At 69.2% G+C, this 15,437-nt stretch carries 17 protein-coding genes, 1 tRNA gene and 1 pseudogene; 13 read left to right on the top strand and 6 right to left on the bottom strand.

Annotation, left to right across the window (positions count from 1 at the left end; genetic code table 11):
• Positions 1-34: 34 nt before the first annotated feature.
• A complete protein-coding gene (gene upp / locus ACFXOM_RS26860) occupies positions 35-670 on the bottom strand; it encodes a uracil phosphoribosyltransferase (protein ID WP_384940788.1) in 636 nt (211 codons plus the stop codon).
• A gap of 86 nt (positions 671-756) precedes the next feature.
• On the opposite strand from upp, the gene ACFXOM_RS26855 reads away from it, so the two are divergent.
• From ACFXOM_RS26855 to ACFXOM_RS26835, 5 genes are all read left to right on the top strand, one after another.
• Positions 757-996: a hypothetical protein gene (locus tag ACFXOM_RS26855; RefSeq protein WP_384940786.1), complete on the top strand. Its 240-nt coding sequence runs from the start codon at positions 757-759 to the stop codon at positions 994-996.
• Positions 997-1,177: 181 nt separating this feature from the next.
• Positions 1,178-1,696, top strand: a complete 519-nt coding sequence (locus ACFXOM_RS26850) for a hypothetical protein (RefSeq protein WP_384940784.1) — start codon at positions 1,178-1,180, stop codon at positions 1,694-1,696.
• A 35-nt stretch (positions 1,697-1,731) separates the two neighbouring features.
• Positions 1,732-2,160 carry a tRNA adenosine(34) deaminase TadA gene (gene tadA / locus ACFXOM_RS26845; protein WP_384940782.1) on the top strand — a complete coding sequence of 143 codons (429 nt, stop codon included), beginning with the start codon at positions 1,732-1,734 and terminating at the stop codon, positions 2,158-2,160.
• A 48-nt stretch (positions 2,161-2,208) separates the two neighbouring features.
• Positions 2,209-2,293 (top strand) — tRNA-Ser (locus ACFXOM_RS26840).
• 239 nt (positions 2,294-2,532) lie between these two features.
• The gene (locus ACFXOM_RS26835; protein WP_384945679.1) at positions 2,533-3,120 is read left to right on the top strand and encodes a DUF6082 family protein; all 588 of its coding nucleotides are present in this window, start codon (positions 2,533-2,535) and stop codon (positions 3,118-3,120) included.
• A 77-nt stretch (positions 3,121-3,197) separates the two neighbouring features.
• Here ACFXOM_RS26835 and ACFXOM_RS26830 read toward each other — a convergent pair.
• A pseudogene (locus ACFXOM_RS26830) lies at positions 3,198-3,518 on the bottom strand (tyrosine-type recombinase/integrase); the annotation flags it as partial.
• 154 nt (positions 3,519-3,672) lie between these two features.
• Between ACFXOM_RS26830 and ACFXOM_RS26825 the strand changes: the two are divergent.
• Entirely contained in the window at positions 3,673-4,146 is a 474-nt protein-coding gene (locus ACFXOM_RS26825) for a hypothetical protein (protein WP_385039620.1), read from the top strand.
• 69 nt (positions 4,147-4,215) lie between these two features.
• Here ACFXOM_RS26825 and ACFXOM_RS26820 read toward each other — a convergent pair whose 3' ends face one another.
• Positions 4,216-5,010: a hypothetical protein gene (locus tag ACFXOM_RS26820; RefSeq protein WP_385039617.1), complete on the bottom strand. Its 795-nt coding sequence runs from the start codon at positions 5,008-5,010 to the stop codon at positions 4,216-4,218.
• A gap of 471 nt (positions 5,011-5,481) precedes the next feature.
• On the opposite strand from ACFXOM_RS26820, the gene ACFXOM_RS26815 reads away from it, so the two are divergent.
• The 5 genes from ACFXOM_RS26815 (at position 5,482) to ACFXOM_RS26795 (ending at position 8,943) form a co-directional block, all read left to right on the top strand.
• Positions 5,482-5,646, top strand: a complete 165-nt coding sequence (locus ACFXOM_RS26815; protein WP_384940780.1) for a hypothetical protein — start codon at positions 5,482-5,484, stop codon at positions 5,644-5,646.
• Positions 5,647-5,655: 9 nt separating this feature from the next.
• Entirely contained in the window at positions 5,656-5,949 is a 294-nt protein-coding gene (locus tag ACFXOM_RS26810; RefSeq protein ID WP_384940778.1) for a Dabb family protein, read from the top strand.
• Between the two features lie 202 nt (positions 5,950-6,151).
• Positions 6,152-6,982, top strand: coding sequence for an RNA polymerase sigma factor SigF (locus tag ACFXOM_RS26805; RefSeq protein WP_384940776.1), 831 nt, complete (start codon positions 6,152-6,154; stop codon positions 6,980-6,982).
• 234 nt (positions 6,983-7,216) lie between these two features.
• Complete coding sequence (locus ACFXOM_RS26800) at positions 7,217-8,077, top strand: RNA polymerase sigma factor SigF (protein ID WP_385039614.1); 861 nt, start codon at positions 7,217-7,219, stop codon at positions 8,075-8,077.
• A 566-nt stretch (positions 8,078-8,643) separates the two neighbouring features.
• Complete coding sequence (locus ACFXOM_RS26795; RefSeq protein ID WP_384940772.1) at positions 8,644-8,943, top strand: hypothetical protein; 300 nt, start codon at positions 8,644-8,646, stop codon at positions 8,941-8,943.
• A 177-nt stretch (positions 8,944-9,120) separates the two neighbouring features.
• On the opposite strand, the gene ACFXOM_RS26790 is transcribed toward ACFXOM_RS26795, so the two are convergent.
• Positions 9,121-9,339 (bottom strand): hypothetical protein, encoded by a 219-nt coding sequence (locus ACFXOM_RS26790; RefSeq protein ID WP_384940770.1) that lies wholly within the window; start codon positions 9,337-9,339, stop codon positions 9,121-9,123.
• 210 nt (positions 9,340-9,549) lie between these two features.
• On the opposite strand from ACFXOM_RS26790, the gene ACFXOM_RS26785 reads away from it, so the two are divergent.
• Both ACFXOM_RS26785 and ACFXOM_RS26780 read left to right on the top strand, forming a co-directional pair.
• Positions 9,550-10,020: a MarR family winged helix-turn-helix transcriptional regulator gene (locus tag ACFXOM_RS26785; RefSeq protein WP_384940768.1), complete on the top strand. Its 471-nt coding sequence runs from the start codon at positions 9,550-9,552 to the stop codon at positions 10,018-10,020.
• Between the two features lie 8 nt (positions 10,021-10,028).
• Complete coding sequence (locus ACFXOM_RS26780; protein ID WP_384940766.1) at positions 10,029-12,509, top strand: MFS transporter; 2,481 nt, start codon at positions 10,029-10,031, stop codon at positions 12,507-12,509.
• A 544-nt stretch (positions 12,510-13,053) separates the two neighbouring features.
• Here the strand turns inward: ACFXOM_RS26780 and ACFXOM_RS26775 are convergent.
• Together ACFXOM_RS26775 and ACFXOM_RS26770 are read right to left on the bottom strand one after the other, a co-directional pair.
• Positions 13,054-13,827: a TetR/AcrR family transcriptional regulator gene (locus tag ACFXOM_RS26775; RefSeq protein WP_384940764.1), complete on the bottom strand. Its 774-nt coding sequence runs from the start codon at positions 13,825-13,827 to the stop codon at positions 13,054-13,056.
• A 73-nt stretch (positions 13,828-13,900) separates the two neighbouring features.
• Positions 13,901-15,424 carry an MFS transporter gene (locus ACFXOM_RS26770; protein WP_385039611.1) on the bottom strand — a complete coding sequence of 508 codons (1,524 nt, stop codon included), beginning with the start codon at positions 15,422-15,424 and terminating at the stop codon, positions 13,901-13,903.
• Positions 15,425-15,437 lie beyond the last annotated feature (13 nt).

The raw sequence follows: 15,437 nt of genomic DNA, 5'->3' as shown, positions 1-15,437 counted from the left end.
CTCGCGGGCCCGGGCGCGCCCGGCACCGTCGGCCCTATTCCGCCGCGCCGTACATGCGGTCGCCCGCGTCGCCGAGGCCCGGGACGATGTACCCGTGCTCGTTGAGCCGCTCGTCCACCGAGGCGGTGACGACCGTGACGGGCGTGCCCGCCAGCTCGCGCTCCATCACCTCGACGCCCTCGGGCGCGGCCAGCAACACCACCGCGGTCACGTCGTCGGCACCGCGCTTGATCAGTTCCCGGATCGCGGCGACCAGCGTCCCGCCGGTGGCCAGCATCGGGTCGAGGACGTACACCTGTCGGCCCGAGAGGTCCTCCGGCATGCGCGTCGCGTACGTCGACGCCTCCAGGGTCTCCTCGTTGCGGATCATGCCGAGGAAGCCCACCTCGGCCGTCGGCAGCAGCCGCACCATGCCGTCGAGCATGCCGAGGCCGGCCCGCAGGATCGGCACCACCAGCGGGCGCGGGCGGGAGAGCTTGACACCCGTGGTCCGCGCCACCGGCGTGTCGATGTCGATCTGCTCGGTGCGCACGTCACGCGTGGCCTCGTAGGCGAGCAGGGTCACCAACTCGTCGGCGAGGCGCCGGAAGGTGGGGGAGTCGGTGCGCTGGTCGCGCAGGGTGGTGAGCTTGTGCGCCACCAGGGGGTGGTCGACGACGTGGATCCGCATGGACCCAACAGTAACCGGGGCTGGCGTGGGGACGACCTCCAGAGGGAAGGTGGGACGTACCTTCCCAGCCCGAGGTGGTGTGGCCGATGCCGGACCGGGAGCAGCAGGAGCGATCTGAAGGACACGCGCGGAGCGAAAGACGCGAAGAGCGGGAACAGCCGGAGCGGCAGCTGGAGCCGGAGAGCGACGCCGAGCGCAGGCGCCGACGCGCCCAGTTCCTCCGCGAACTCCATGAGGCCAAGGCACTGCGCGACCGCGTCCAGCCACGACGGGCACGCGCCGCCAGGATGCGCCAGGCCATGCGCATGCGGACCTTCCGCTGGTGAGTCCCGGTGCACCTGCGGCACGCCCCCAGGACCCCTCGGGCGGGCGTTCTCACTGAACGCGTGCACGACTCAACGTCGGAAGACCTCTCGCGAAGCCGCTGTTTCTGCCACGATTCCGAGTGGGCGGGGCACGAGCAGCGCTCCGCAGGTCGTCACAACTCTGATCAGTGGGAGAGTCACGGTGTACTTCGCCGCACTGCTCGCGCGCACCGAAGACGGGTGGGAAGCGAGCGACACAGAGCTCGACGATGTGGAGACCTTGTCGGATCTGGCCGACTTGGCCCGTGAGGCCTCGGTGAACGAGGACACGGTGCTCGCCTTCATCGAGCAGGAAGACACATGGTTCGGCATCGTCCGGGTGGAGGGCGAGGAGGATCCTCGCGTTTTCGTCTCGGACGCCGCCTCTGCAGCCCGCTCCTCGTACGGGGCCATGCTCACGGACGAACTGCTGGGCAAGGACGAGTCCGAAGACGACGAGCTGGACTCGCTGAACCTCGACGGCACCGAGGACGGCGAGCCGGAACCTGACGAGGAGACGACCGACGAATCCGACACGGTCCCGCCCGGACCGCTCGGGGACACGGACCTCCTCGCGGACCTCGGTATGTCCGCGAAGGAGCTGCTCCTCCTGAGCACGGAGGCGCTGACCGAGATCGCCGACACGCTCGGCGCCTCCGACATCCTGGAGACCGTCCGCTAGTGACGGATCCGGTACGGGCGCCCTGGGAGGCACCCATGCGGCTCGCGCTCGACGAGGCCGCGCGCGCGCCGCTGGCCGGGGACGTCCCGGTCGGCGCCGTCGTGCTGGGCCGGGACGGCTCGGTCCTGGCCACCGGTCACAACGAGCGCGAGCTCACCGGCGACCCCACGGCACACGCGGAGGTACTCGCGCTGCGCCGTGCCGCTGCGGAGCTCGGGAGCTGGCGGCTGACGGGTTGCACGCTCGTCGTGACGCTGGAGCCGTGCACGATGTGTGCTGGCGCGCTCGTGCTCGCCCGGGTGGACCGCGTGGTCTACGGCGCACGGGACGAGAAGGCGGGCGCGGCCGGCTCGCTGTGGGACGTCGTACGGGACCGGCGGCTCAACCACCGCCCGGAAGTCATCCTCGGTGTCCTGGAGGAGGAGTGCTCGGCGCAGCTGACGGCGTTCTTCCGGGACCGCTGATCGATACCGATTTCAGAGCACGGCACCCTTTGGGCTAAGCTCTCTCCCGGTAGCGTGTCCGAGCGGCCGAAGGAGCTCGCCTCGAAAGCGAGTGTGGCGCAAGTCACCGAGGGTTCAAATCCCTCCGCTACCGCTGGCAGACGACGGGTCTGGTTCTCAGAATCAGGCCCGTCGTTCTTTTCCGTCTCAGTTTCCGTCTCAGTCGAGCCCATGAGTCGTCGCCCAGGACTCCGAGGCTTCCTCTGCCGAGGTGCGCGCTCTGCTCTCTTGCCTGGCACCTTCTAGCTCCCCAAGATGGAGTCTCGGGATGAGGGGCGGATCGCCATGATCTCTACAGGGCGCCGAAGCGTCATCGCTTGGACTGTGATGGGAGTGCTTACTGCTTCCGCAGTGGTGATCACACCCTTCCTCCTCGAAGCGGCAGCACCCGCCAGCAAGGACTGGCAACAGCTCAGCGACATCAGCCAGGCGTACGGAGCGCTGTCCGTCCTATTCTCGGCTGCAGCGCTCGTGGGGGTCATCGCATCCATAGCTCAGCAGTCCCGGCAGACAGCTGTGGCCATCGAGCAGGCGCTACGCGCCTCACACCAACATCTGATCGAAATGGCGTTGAACAGTCCAGAGCTCCTCGCGGGTGGCGAACCGTTCTCCAGTGCCCTGACACCACAGTTGGCCAAGCAGGTGATGTTCTCAAACCTCCTAGTAAGCAACTGGTTGGCGGAATACCGTCTGCAGCGCATGACTGACGACGAACTGCGAGTGCAATTGCACCGCCACTTCCGGGGCGAAGTGCCCCGGAAGTTCTGGGAAGGCGCTTCGCGAGCGTGGCAACAGTCGGCCACCGCGTCGAAGGACCGCAAGAAGATCCGGTTTGTCGCTATCGTGGACGAGGCGTACAGCCAGGCGGTGGCTGAAGGTCCGGCGATCCCGACCAGTGCCTACTTCTCCAGCAACGTGTAGTTGCCGAAGATCGGCGTCGGCGATGCGCTGCCCGCAGCAGCCTCTCTGCGCGGACAGCGCCACCCGCGAAATCCGACCTACGACTCTCCTTCCTGTCTCCAAATCAGCCCATCGACCTGCCGGGCGACGTCGCTGCGAACGGAGCCCACCATGTGTTGATAGCGGGAAGCCATAGCGGTGGTGGACCACCCCATAAGCCCCATAACGGCTCGCTCGGAAACGCCCAAGATCAGCAAAACCGTGGCGGCGGTGTGCCGGGCATCATGCAGACGGCCGTCTCGCACCCTCGCGTCGTCCAGCAACTCCTTCCAGTCGTCGTAGTCCGTTCGGGGTGATGTGCCCCGACCGGTGGGTGTGGCAAAGAGCCAGCCTTCATCCGTCCAGTCGTTGCCGGCCGCCACGGATCCGAGCGTCTCGCTCGCGGCCGGGTTCGCGGGTGCGCTCGAACGGGTGGCGGCGCTGCACCCCACATGCGACCTCGTAAGTCCTGGGACGCCCTCAGCGACGGTGGCCATTCTCCGGGAGCGACGGGGCTTCCTCGATCACCTGGTCTTGGCGGACTCCCCCGTCGTACTCGAAGGGGCCGACGGGTTCACGGTGCTCACCGACTTGCGGGTGGACGAAGTCCTTCCCGAGTTGCGGGCGGAAGTCGAGCAGTACGAGACCCATACGGCCGAACATCAAGAAGCGCTGCGGCGGTTCGTCACCGCGCAGCGCCAGACGCGCAACACACCTTCTGGTTACTGGGTCGCCGCTTCCAACGCGGAAGCGGCGAATCACGCCCTGGTCGGCAGCACCCCCGCCGAGGACGTACGCGCCGCAGCCGTTCTCTCCGACGGTGCGTCGCGGCTGGTCACCGAGTACGGCATGGCCACCTGGTCCGAGGTCTTCACGACGCTTCGCACCGGGGGCCCGCAAGAGCTGATCGCCACCGTCCGGAAGGTCGAAGCGACGGACCCGACCGGGCGGCGGTGGCCGCGCTACAAGTCCGGCGACGATGCCAGCGTGGCCTTCTGCCAGTGGTGATATCGGCTGGTCAGAGCCGTTTTTCTCTATCGACCAACTCTGTTGGTATCCGGCACCGAACAGTGCCAGCTACGGCAGGAGATGGCGGGTCTGTTCGATCACATGAGCCCCCTGTTCGATCACAGCATGTGTCTCCGTTCCCAACTGCCGGATGCCTCGGGAGATATCGAAAAGCCTTGCGATCGTGTTGGCGATCGCTGCAAGTCGCTCCGTGAAGCCATGCTGCTCGGCTTCCTGCATGGCTTCGGGATTGCGCGAGAGAGCCCCGCGGAAGGCATCAAGCCCCTCCTCAACGGGAGCAGCACCAGTGATGCGGATGAGGTCAAGGGCCTGAAGCAGACGATGGAGGTGGTGCAGCAGGAGAATCTTGGCCGCGTTTTCGAGGCTGGATGCACGGATGTCGCCCATGAGCGTGGTCACGGACTCAATCAGTGCGTCGACTTCCTCGCGAGGGATGACGGGCTCAGGGCTGTAACGGTGGAGCCGGCGAGAGCAAGTGCCAAGAGACTGTACGGCCGCGCTGTTAGGGACGTCGCCTCCGGCAGCAAGGACCTTGAACACCTGCTCAAGGATGTGGTTTCGGCTGGCGACGTTGGCCAGGAACGTCTCGACCTTGTCCAGGTGCTCGAGAAGGTGCTCCTTCTCCTCTTCGTCCTCGTCGAGAGCATCCACAGCCCTTCGGATGTCTGCTGGAAGCTCCAGCAGGCGCGTCATAGCCCTGAGTGCTTCCGGCGAGGACGCCGAGGCTTGCGGAGCCAGAACCCTGACGGTGGCATCCCAGGCCACTGTGTTCGGGGGCGTTCGATGCAACTCGATGAGCAAGGTCCGCAGGCGGCCGGCTGGGTTGTCCTCGTACTCGGGCATGGTGCGAGAGTAGCCGTTCCCAACGGCAGCGCCGCAAGCTCTGAAAAAGTGGGACTGACGTGCAGGTGCTCCGAGCTACAGCCTTTCTTCTCCCGTCTCAGTTTCCGTCTCATTCACCCCCGTCCGGGGTCGTCCACAGCGATTCAGGCTCCGGGCGGGCGAACGGAAATGAACGAGGTTGAACGGGCGCGGATCATGCCCTGACCAGCACGAACAGACCTCGAAAGCGCGTGTGGCGCAAGTCACCGAGGGTTCAAATCCCTCCGCTACCGCTGGCAGACGAAAGGGCGGTCCCGTAGAGGGCCGCCCTTTCGCGTTCCTCCGCGCCGCACCCCGGCCGCACCCCCTCCCGCCACCTCCGAAGCCGCGCGTCGGGCCCTCGCCGAAGGGCTCCGATCTGGGGGCTTTTGCTGTGCAGGCGCTCGGTTAGACTTCCGCGACTGCACAGGGGACCGCTGGGAGGCAGGGCTGATGGTGCAAACGAAGAAGATCGCCCTCTACGCGGTCGCGGTCTTCGTGCTGTACACGATCATCACGTCCCCTGCCAGGGCCGCGGACCTCGTCCAGGTAGGGTTCGAGGGCATATCGAGCGCCGCGCAGGCTGTCGGCCAGTTCATGACCGAACTCGTCAACTAGGAGTCCTCCGTGATCCGCCATCTGGTCCTCTTCAAACTCAACGAGGGTGTCCGGCGCGACGACCCCCGGGTCGCGGCGGGCGTGAAGGCCTTCGAGGCCCTGGGCGGCCTCGTCCCGGACCTGGAGTCATGGGAGTGCGCCTGGAACTTCACGGACCGGCCGATCGCGTACGACTACGCCATCAACTCGTCCGTCGCGGACCGGGACGCCCTCACGCGTTATCTCGAACACCCGGCCCACCAGGCGGCCGCCGGACAGTGGCGCGAGTTCGCCACGTGGGTGATCGCCGACTACGAGTTCTGAGACCCCGAGCCACCTGGCCCCTCACCGGCAACGGTGAGGGGTCTTCTGTTTTCCCCTACCCCAACTGGCCCTCAACACGGAGTTATCCGGTGCTTGCACACAGTGGACATGTCTTGTGATGCTATGACCGCTTTTGACGGATGAGTTACCCGTCGTTGACCACTACCCAGTGCCGTTCGACCGCGAAGGGGTGGCGAGACCGTTGCCCGCCAGTACTGCGCCTCAGGCGCCGCCCCAGGACGAGAGCGAGGGACGGACCAAACCCCAGAGCCGGGGTGCGGACACCAGGGCGCTGACCCAGGTGCTGTTCGCCCAGCTCAAGGAGCTGGATCCGGGCAGCACCGAGCACACCCGGGTGCGCGCCGCACTGATCGAGGCGAACCTGCCGCTGGTCCGGTACGCGGCGGCCCGCTTCCGCAGCCGCAACGAGCCGATGGAGGACGTGGTCCAGGTCGGCACGATCGGCCTGATCAATGCCATCGACCGCTTCGACCCGGAGCGCGGGGTGCAGTTCCCGACGTTCGCCATGCCGACCGTGGTCGGCGAGATCAAACGGTACTTCAGGGACAACGTGCGGACCGTGCACGTACCGCGCCGACTGCACGAACTGTGGGTCCAGGTCAACGGCGCGACCGAGGACCTGACCACGACGCACGGACGGTCCCCGACGACCGCGGAGATCGCGGAACGGCTGAAGATCTCCGAGGAGGAGGTCCTCGCCTGTATCGAGGCGGGGCGCTCGTACCACGCGACCTCACTGGAGGCCGCACAAGAGGGCGACGGCCTGCCCGGCCTGCTCGACCGACTCGGCTACGAGGACCCGGCGCTCGCCGGGGTCGAACACCGCGACCTCGTCCGCCACCTCCTCGTACAACTGCCCGAACGGGAGCAACGGATCCTTCTGCTGCGCTACTACAGCAATCTGACGCAGTCACAGATCAGCGCGGAGCTCGGGGTGTCCCAGATGCACGTGTCCCGACTCCTCGCCCGGAGCTTCGCACGCTTGAGGTCCGCAAACAGGATCGAGTCGTAACCGAAACGGGTAGACCCCTTTCAGCCCACTTCGAGCAACACAAATGGGGCAGACCCCCTTTTTCCTGCGGTGTTTTGACGCCTCGTTGTCGACATGTCACTACAGCGCGTTGCCGACATGTGACATTCTGCCGGAACCGCGTTTGCCGCGGCCCCGCCTCCGGTATTCAGGTGGAGGCTGCGTTCCTCCGATGGTCGCGGCCCAGGCGACCGTCCGCGACCTCCAGGGGGTGGCATGTCCGCAGAAAAGGGCAGCTCGAAGGTGCTCACGCTCAGCCAGAGCGCTCCCACGCCCGACGCGTTCCCGGAGCCCGGGGCCATCGAGGCTCCCGGGGCCATCGACACCCGCACGCTCTCGCGCTCGCTCTTCCTGCGGCTCGCCGCGCTCGACCAGGACAGTCCCGAGCGAACGTACGTACGCGACACCCTCATCGAGCTCAACCTTCCGCTGGTGCGCTACGCCGCCGCCCGCTTCCGCAGCCGCAACGAGCCGATGGAGGACATCGTCCAGGTCGGCACGATCGGCCTGATCAAGGCCATCGACCGCTTCGACTGCGAACGGGGCGTGGAGTTCCCGACGTTCGCCATGCCGACCGTGGTCGGCGAGATCAAGCGCTTCTTCCGGGACACCAGCTGGTCCGTGCGGGTGCCGCGCCGACTGCAGGAGCTGCGACTCGCCCTCACCAAGGCCAGTGACGAACTGTCACAGAAGCTCGACCGCTCGCCGACCGTTGCCGAACTCGCCGCGGCCCTGGGCGTGTCGGAGGAGGACGTGGTCGACGGCCTCGCCGTCGGAAACGCGTACACCGCCTCCTCGCTGGACTCCCCCTCCCCGGAGGACGACGGCGGCGAGGGATCGCTGGCCGACCGGCTGGGGTACGAGGACAGCGCCCTGGAGGGCGTCGAGTACCGCGAGTCCCTCAAGCCCCTGCTGGCCAAACTCCCGCCGCGGGAACGCCAGATCATCATGCTGCGGTTCTTCGCCAACATGACGCAGTCTCAGATCGGCGAGGAGGTCGGCATCTCCCAGATGCACGTCTCGCGGCTGCTGACGCGGACCCTGGCACAGCTCCGCGACGGTCTGATCGCGGACTGACCCGCCGCCCCTCCCCATCGGACGGGCACACAGGGCCGGCGCCCCGGCGGGTTCCTCATTGACGGGGCGTCAGTCACACTGGCGCGATGTTACGGAAGCGGCTCGGGTACGGACTGGTGGCGGGTGCGCTCTGCCTCGGTGGAGCGCTGGCCGCGTGCACGGGCGACGGTGACGGCGACGGCCGCGCCGTCGTGGGCGCGGCGGGGGACGGCACCTCGCACGGGCCGCCCGGTCCCGTGCCTCCGTCGGGGGACGTGGCGTTGGTGCCGCTCGACCGTGCGACCCCTCCGGCGAGCCCTGGGCGACCGGCCGGGAGCAAGGGCTCGGGGCAAGCGCCGCGCCCCGGCACGGGCAGCGGCCGCGCTACGAGTGCCGACGGGACGGCCGCAGGGGACGGGGGCACTCGTCCGGGACTCCCAGGCGGCGGCACGGGCAGACCCGCACCGGGGAGTTCGGGGGCCGCCCCCGGCCCACCGGATCCACCGTCGCCCCAGCCGGGCGGTGGTACGACGGCACCGCCGACGCCAGGCACCACCCCACCGCCCCCGCAGCCTCCCGGACCGGCCGTGCTGACGATCGGCGAGCCCCGTCGGACGCCCGGCGACGCCCGCTGGTGCGAGCAGGTCAGCGTGTCCTTCCACAACAGCGGCGAGTCACCCGTGCGGTCGGGCTCCGCCACCTTCGCCACGCACGTCATCGGCGGGCTCGGGATCGACTGGGCGACGATCGAGTCCACTCAGCCGCTGCCAGCGCCCATCGCCGCCGGAGCGACGAGGTCGCAGACGTACGCGGTCTGCGTGGCGTCCTGGCGGGTGCCGCTGGGCATGCACATCGAGACCCGCGACGTCACCGCCGACTGGTCATGACCGGCAGCAGTGCGAGCCGTGTCGACGACCGGCGGCCCGGGAGCACCGGACCGACGGGGCGCCGGGACGGCGGATCCGGCTACGACCGGCGGGCCGGCGCGGCCGAGCACGGCCGTGCCCCCGTCGTCGGGACGTCCCGTCGGCAGACGGCGTACGGAGCGACTGGGGCGTTCCGGATCAGGTGAGCGCGAGCCAGGCGACGGCGCCGAGGACCGCGATGACCGCGATGACGCCGACGATCATCCCGACCCGCGGGCCCGCGGGTGCGGACGGCGCCGCGGCACGGCCGGCGTGCTGTGGATCGCCCTCGTCGACGAAGGCGCGGAACATCTGGGTGCTGCCCGCGGGGTCGTAGCCGCCCTCGGGGCCCTGGGGGGCATGGGGGTTGTGTGCCATGGTGCAGGACCCTAGCGAACCCGGATGACCTGCCCAACCCCTGGCCCACCGCCACCGCGACACGCTCGCCCCTTGCCCTCCGCATGCCCGCGTCGTGACCTCGCACATGCAAACTCTTTAGTCTTCCTTTACTTCGGATGCCGCATTTTCATTTGCCTGCGGCAACCAACCGGGCCTATGGTTGCCCTAAGCAACAAAATGGGGGTGTCCATGGCCGAGCGGAGCCAGTACGAAGAACTGGCCCGGCAGATCAGCGCCGTGGGCGCGGTGAAACGCAGCCTCGCCCGCCTGCTGCCGGTCGAGTGCCCCTCGGGCGCGGCCGCCGTACTGGCGCTCGTCGAGCGGCATGGCGAGATGCGGTTGAGCCGCCTCGCCGAGCTGCTCGCCGTCGACTTGTCGGTGACCAGCCGGCACGTGGCCCACGTCGTGGACCGCGGCTGGATCGAGCGGTGTCCCGACCCGGATGACCGGCGGTCCCGCATCCTGCGGCTCACCCCGGCGGGCACGGACATGCTCGACGCCCTCAGCAGGCGCACCACCGACATGTTCGCCCACCACCTCAGGGACTGGTCCGACGACGACGTCGGACGACTCAACGCGCTGCTGGCCCGTCTCCGCGAGTCCCTCGGAGATTGCCGGACCCACGCCACCCGTACACCGATCGACGAGACGATTCAGTAAGGAAGTTCATGGCTACGACCACACCGACCGGTGTGCGGGGCGGCCACGCCAAGCATGGGGGGACCAAGACCTCCGACGGCGACGCGCCGATGACGCACCGGCAGATCATGGAGGCGCTTTCCGGGCTGCTGCTCGGCATGTTCGTCGCCATCCTGTCCTCGACGATCGTCTCCAACGCCCTACCGCAGATCATCAGCGACCTCGGCGGTGGCCAGTCCGCCTACACCTGGGTCGTGACCGCGGCACTGCTGTCCATGACGGCGACCACCCCGCTGTGGGGCAAGCTCTCCGACCTCTTCAGCAAGAAGCTGCTGGTCCAGATAGCGCTGGTCATCTATGTGGCTGGCTCGGTGGTGGCCGGTCTGTCGGAGAACACCGGCATGCTCATCGCCTGCCGCGTCGTCCAGGGCATCGGCGTCGGAGGGCTCACCGCCCTCGCCCAGATCATCATGGCCGCGATGATCGCGCCGCGAGAACGCGGCCGGTACAGCGGCTACCTCGGGGCGACGTTCGCCGTCGCAACGGTCGGCGGTCCGCTGCTGGGCGGTGTCATCACCGACACCGACTGGCTGGGCTGGCGCTGGTGCTTCTACGTCGGCGTGCCGTTCGCGGTCATCGCCCTGCTCGTGCTCCAGAAGACGCTGAAGCTGCCGGTGGTCAAGCGCCAGGTCAAGGTGGACTGGGCGGGAGCGTTCTTCATCAGCGCCGCCGTGTCGCTGCTGCTGATCTGGGTGACCTTCGCGGGCGACAAGTACGACTGGCTGTCGTGGCAGACGTACGCCATGGTCGGCGGCTCCGTCGTCCTCGGTGCGGTCTTCCTGGTCGTCGAGGCGAAGGCCAGCGAACCGATCATCCCGCTGCGGCTGTTCCGCAACCGAACGATCACCCTGGCATCGCTCGCCTCCCTCTTCGTCGGTGTCGCGATGTTCGCGGGCACGGTGTTCTTCAGCCAGTACTTCCAGCTGGCCCGGGACAAGTCGCCGACGATGTCGGGCGTCATGACGATCCCGATGATCGGCGGCCTGTTCGTCTCGTCCACGGTGAGCGGCCAGATCATCACGAAGACCGGGAAGTGGAAGGCGTGGCTCGTCAGCGGCGGTGTGCTGGTGACGGCGGGCCTCGGACTGCTGGGCGGCATCCGCTACGACACCGACTACTGGCGCATCGCCGTCTTCATGGGCGTCTTGGGTCTCGGCCTCGGCATGATGATGCAGAACCTGGTACTCGCCACGCAGAACCAGGTCGCCCCGCAGGACCTCGGCTCGGCCTCGTCGGTCGTGACGTTCTTCCGCTCCCTGGGCGGTGCGATCGGCGTCTCCGTGCTGGGCGCGGTGCTCTCCAACCGGGTCACCGACTACGTCCAGGACGGGCTCGCCGAACTCGGGCCGCGGGCCGCGGCACTGGGCCACGGCGGCACGGGCGGCGGAGGCATCCCCGACCTGGACGCGCTGCCGGCACCGATCCGCACGGTCATGGAGAGTGCGTTCGGACACGGTGTGGCCGACGTCTTCCTGTGGGCGGCGCCGTTCGCGCTGCTGGCCTTCCTGGTGACGCTGTTCATCAAGGAAGTGCCGCTGAAGACCAACGCGGCGCCCGCACCGGAGGCGGCCTCGGACGACTCCGCGGCCCTCGCCCGAGAGGGCGTCGAGGACGTCGCCGCAGCTGTGGCGGGCGGTGCGGCGGGAACCGGAACGATCGGGACGGCCGTGGCCGGTGAGCGCACCGGGACCTCCGTCCACGGTGTCGTGCGCGGCTCCGAGGGCGCACCCGTGGGGCAGGCCGCCGTCACGCTGATCTCGCCGACCGGCCGTCAGCTGGGACGCTCGGTGGCCCACCCCGACGGTGCCTACGCACTGGACGCACCGGGTCCTGGCAGCTACGTCCTCATCGCCTCCGCCGACGGCTACCAGCCGGAGGCGACCACGGTGGTCGTCGGCGACGAGCCGATCGCGTTCGACATCCTGCTCGCCGGTACCAGCGGGTTGGCGGGTGCGGTGGTCGCGACCGAGGGCCGGGCTCCGGTCGACGGCGCGACGGTGATCGTCACGGACGCCCGCGGCGACGTGCTGGCCACCGGTACGTCCGGTGCGGACGGCGCCTTCGCCTTCACCGATCTGGTCCCGGGCGCGGTCACCGTCGCCGTGAACGCCACCGGCTTCCGTCCGCTGGCCCTGCCGATCGAGATCGGCGGCCAAGGCATCACCCGCGTCGAGGCGGCCCTGCGGTCCGGGGCGGCGCTGCGCGGCACGGTGCGGGCCGGTGCCGAACGGAGTCCGCTGTCCGACGCACGGGTGACGCTGGTCGACGCAGCGGGGAACGTGGTCGCCACCGCAACCACCGGTGACGACGGGGCGTACGCCTTCGCCGACCTGGACGCGGGAGAGTACACGGTCATCGCGACCGGGTACCCGCCGGTGGCGGGTGCCCTCACCGTGACCGGACAGGGGGTCGACGGCCACGACATCGCACTCGTCCACACCGACGAGTGATCCGATCCCCGGGTGGCGTTCCGAGCGGAGGCGCCCCCGGGTCCGGGGCGGCAGGCAGGGGACGTCTGCCGCCCCGGCACTTTTCGCGAGGAAGAGCACGCGGGTGGGACTTCACGCCCAGGTACGGACGCGGGAAGGCTGGGTACGGACGCGGGAAGGCTGCGCGGTCCCGCACGCCGCGGTGACCGGGCGGACATGACGGGTGGTGAGGTACTGCGGGAGGGGCTGGTGCCGATGGCGCCGTGCGGACCGGCACTCCCCTGTCGCCCGGACGGTTCACGGAAAACGCCGCCCGGATCGAGATCCCCCGGACCCTTCCCGCTCCGACGGACGGTGAAGCCGTCCAGGACCGGTACCGGTTGCCCGGACGCGCCGAGGCGGCGAGGGGACACCGCGCGCAAGGACGGCCGGTCCGGCGGAGCGGCCCGACGCCCCGGGGCCCGCACCTCGCGCTGACGCCCCGGGCCCGCCGTGCTGCCCGCCCGTGGTCGGGCCCGGCACCCGGCCGGCGCGGCCCCGCGGTTCCTGGGCGGGCGCACGGGTCTCACGTCCCGTGCTTGGCCACCATCGTCTCGATCCCTGCGATCACGATGTCGAGGGCGAACCGGAAGTCCCGCTCGAGCATCTCGTCCACGGTGCCCCCACCACGGGCCTTCATGACCTCCTCGGCGTGCTGGAGCAGCTCGTCGAGGGCAACCGCCCCCCGGGTGGCTCCCATGGCGCCCTCGTAGTACTCGTCCGGCGTCATCCCCGCGTCCGCGCAGCGCTTGCGGAACTGGCCCTCGACGGTTGCCACGCCGTAGACGAACTGGAAGACCGCGTGCAGGGCCGCCGCCTGCCAGTTCAGCGGCAGCCCCGTGTTCCGGACGACCTTCTGCACCACGGTCGCGAAGGCCACCGCGTTCGGTCCGACGTTCAGGTACGTGCCGATCAGCGAGGACGCCCACGGGTGGGCGACGATCAGTCCCCGGTACTCGTCGGCGAGTTCGCGCAGTTGGTCGCGCCAGTCCGTACCGTCCGCGTCCGGATCCGGCAGGCGAAGTTCGCCGAAGACCGCGTCCAGGGCGAGCTCCAGCAGTTCGTCCTTGGTGTCGACGTACCAGTAGACCGACATCGCGGTCACGCCGATCTCCCCGGCGAGCCGCCTCATGGAGAGCTTGGACAGTCCGTCCGCGTCGAGCATCCGCACCGTCACGGCGGTGATCTTCTCGCGGTCGAGTCCGGAAGGCTGGTCGGCCTTGCGGGCCCGCCGAGCCTTGTTCTCGAGCCACACGCTGGTCACCGGTGGACGCTTCGTGCGGTCGGCTGCCGGCACCATGGATCTCCTCCTCGCTCGCGCCGGTACGCACGGGCCGGAAGCGCTCCGGCCCGCCAGGCGGCCTGCCCCGATGCTATGCGGCGGCCTGCACAGAGTCTGCCCGCTCCGCCCGGCGGAGGAGCACCGCGGCCAGCAGGCCACCCGCCAGCACCGCCGCCGAGCCGACCAGTTGACTGGTCTGCAGGCTGGAGGCGAACGCGTCGGCGATGCGGGCCTCCTCCGCGGTTCCTCCTGCCGCGGCGAGCGCCGCCGGGAGGGAGGCGGACGACACGGCGACGAGCGAGGCGAAGCGGGAGTTGAGCACGGCCCCGAGGACCGCGACACCGAGCCCGTTGCCGAACTCGGCCAGCGTGCCGTTGATGCCGGCGCCCACACCCGCCTTCTCCACGGGGATCGCGCTCATGAGGGCGTTGGCCATGGCCGGCTGCGACACCGCGACACCGGAACCCATCAGGATCAGACCGAGCAGCATCCCGCCGTAGGCCCCGTCGGTGCCGCCGCCGAGCAGGGCGATCGCCGCCAGGCCGCCGGACACGAGAGCCATGCCGACGAGGACGGTGAGCGGGGTGCCGAGCTTGGCCACCGCCTTCGGGCCGAGGCCGCTGACGTTCAGCACGACGACGGTGAGCGCGAACGGGGCCATGCGCAGACCGGCTTCCAGGGGCTCGTACCCCAGCACGAACTGGAGGTGCTGGGTCAGCAGGAAGATCGAGCCGCTCATGCCGAAGACGACGAGCAGCGCGCCTGCGACCGCACCGACGAACCGCTGGTTCTGGAAGAAGTGCATGTCCAGCATCGGGTGCGGGGCACGCAGCTCCCACAGCACGAAGGCGGCGAGGACCGCGGCACCGACGACGGCCGGGGCCAGGGCCTGCGCGGAGAGCCAACCGTGCTCGGGCCCGGTGATGATGGCGTAGACGAGGGCCGTCATCCCGATCGTGGAGAGCAACGCCCCGAGCAGATCGGGCCGGTCGCCCCGCGGCGCCTTCGACTCGGGGACGAGCTTCACCACGGCGACCAGTGCGACGAGCGCCACGGGGAGGTTGACCAGGAAGATCATGCCCCACCAGAAGTGGTCGAGTATGGCACCGCCGATGAGCGGTCCCGAGGCGAAGCCGAGCGAGGCGACGGTGCTCCACAGGGCGATCGCCTTCACCCGCTCCTTCTGCTCGAAGATCTGCATGACGACGGCGAGCGTGGTGGTCATCAGCAGCGCGCCGCCGACGCCCATCCCCGCGCGGGCGGCGATCAACTGACCTGCGTCCCGGGCGAGTCCGGCGGCCAGCGAGCCGAGCCCGAACAGGGCGAGGCCGGCGATGAGCAGTTTCTTGCGGCCGTACCGGTCGGCCGCGCTGCCCGCGGTGAGCAGCAGGCCCGACTGGACCAGCGAGTACGCGGTGATCATCCACTGGATCTCGGCCGTGGAGGCGTGGAGTGACCGGGTGAGCGAGGGGATCGCGACGTTGAGGACGGTGTTGTCGAGCAGCACGGTGAGTTGGGCCGTGCAGATGACGGCGAGGATCAGCCATCGCTGCGGGTGGCCGCCACCGCTGGTCGGGGCGGCGTCGGGTCGGGCATCGGCGGTCTGCGCCGTCATGAAACTCCTTATA

The organism is Streptomyces sp. NPDC059169 (genome assembly GCF_042755225.1).
Lineage (GTDB): Bacteria > Actinomycetota > Actinomycetes > Streptomycetales > Streptomycetaceae > Streptomyces.
This window is presented reverse-complemented; position numbering and strand designations above follow the sequence as displayed.

Bases quoted from the DNA above. Each gene is read 5' to 3' on its own strand.
- upp (WP_384940788.1), bottom strand. From the start codon at position 670: ATGCGGATCCACGTCGTCGACCACCCCCTGGTGGCGCACAAGCTCACC.
- ACFXOM_RS26855 (WP_384940786.1), top strand. From the start codon at position 757: ATGCCGGACCGGGAGCAGCAGGAGCGATCTGAAGGACACGCGCGGAGC.
- tadA (WP_384940782.1), top strand. From the start codon at position 1,732: ATGCGGCTCGCGCTCGACGAGGCCGCGCGCGCGCCGCTGGCCGGGGAC.
- ACFXOM_RS26820 (WP_385039617.1), bottom strand. From the start codon at position 5,010: ATGCCCGAGTACGAGGACAACCCAGCCGGCCGCCTGCGGACCTTGCTC.
- ACFXOM_RS26815 (WP_384940780.1), top strand. From the start codon at position 5,482: ATGGTGCAAACGAAGAAGATCGCCCTCTACGCGGTCGCGGTCTTCGTG.
- ACFXOM_RS26800 (WP_385039614.1), top strand. From the start codon at position 7,217: ATGTCCGCAGAAAAGGGCAGCTCGAAGGTGCTCACGCTCAGCCAGAGC.
- ACFXOM_RS26790 (WP_384940770.1), bottom strand. From the start codon at position 9,339: ATGGCACACAACCCCCATGCCCCCCAGGGCCCCGAGGGCGGCTACGAC.
- ACFXOM_RS26785 (WP_384940768.1), top strand. From the start codon at position 9,550: ATGGCCGAGCGGAGCCAGTACGAAGAACTGGCCCGGCAGATCAGCGCC.
- ACFXOM_RS26780 (WP_384940766.1), top strand. From the start codon at position 10,029: ATGGCTACGACCACACCGACCGGTGTGCGGGGCGGCCACGCCAAGCAT.
- ACFXOM_RS26775 (WP_384940764.1), bottom strand. From the start codon at position 13,827: ATGGTGCCGGCAGCCGACCGCACGAAGCGTCCACCGGTGACCAGCGTG.
- ACFXOM_RS26770 (WP_385039611.1), bottom strand. From the start codon at position 15,424: ATGACGGCGCAGACCGCCGATGCCCGACCCGACGCCGCCCCGACCAGC.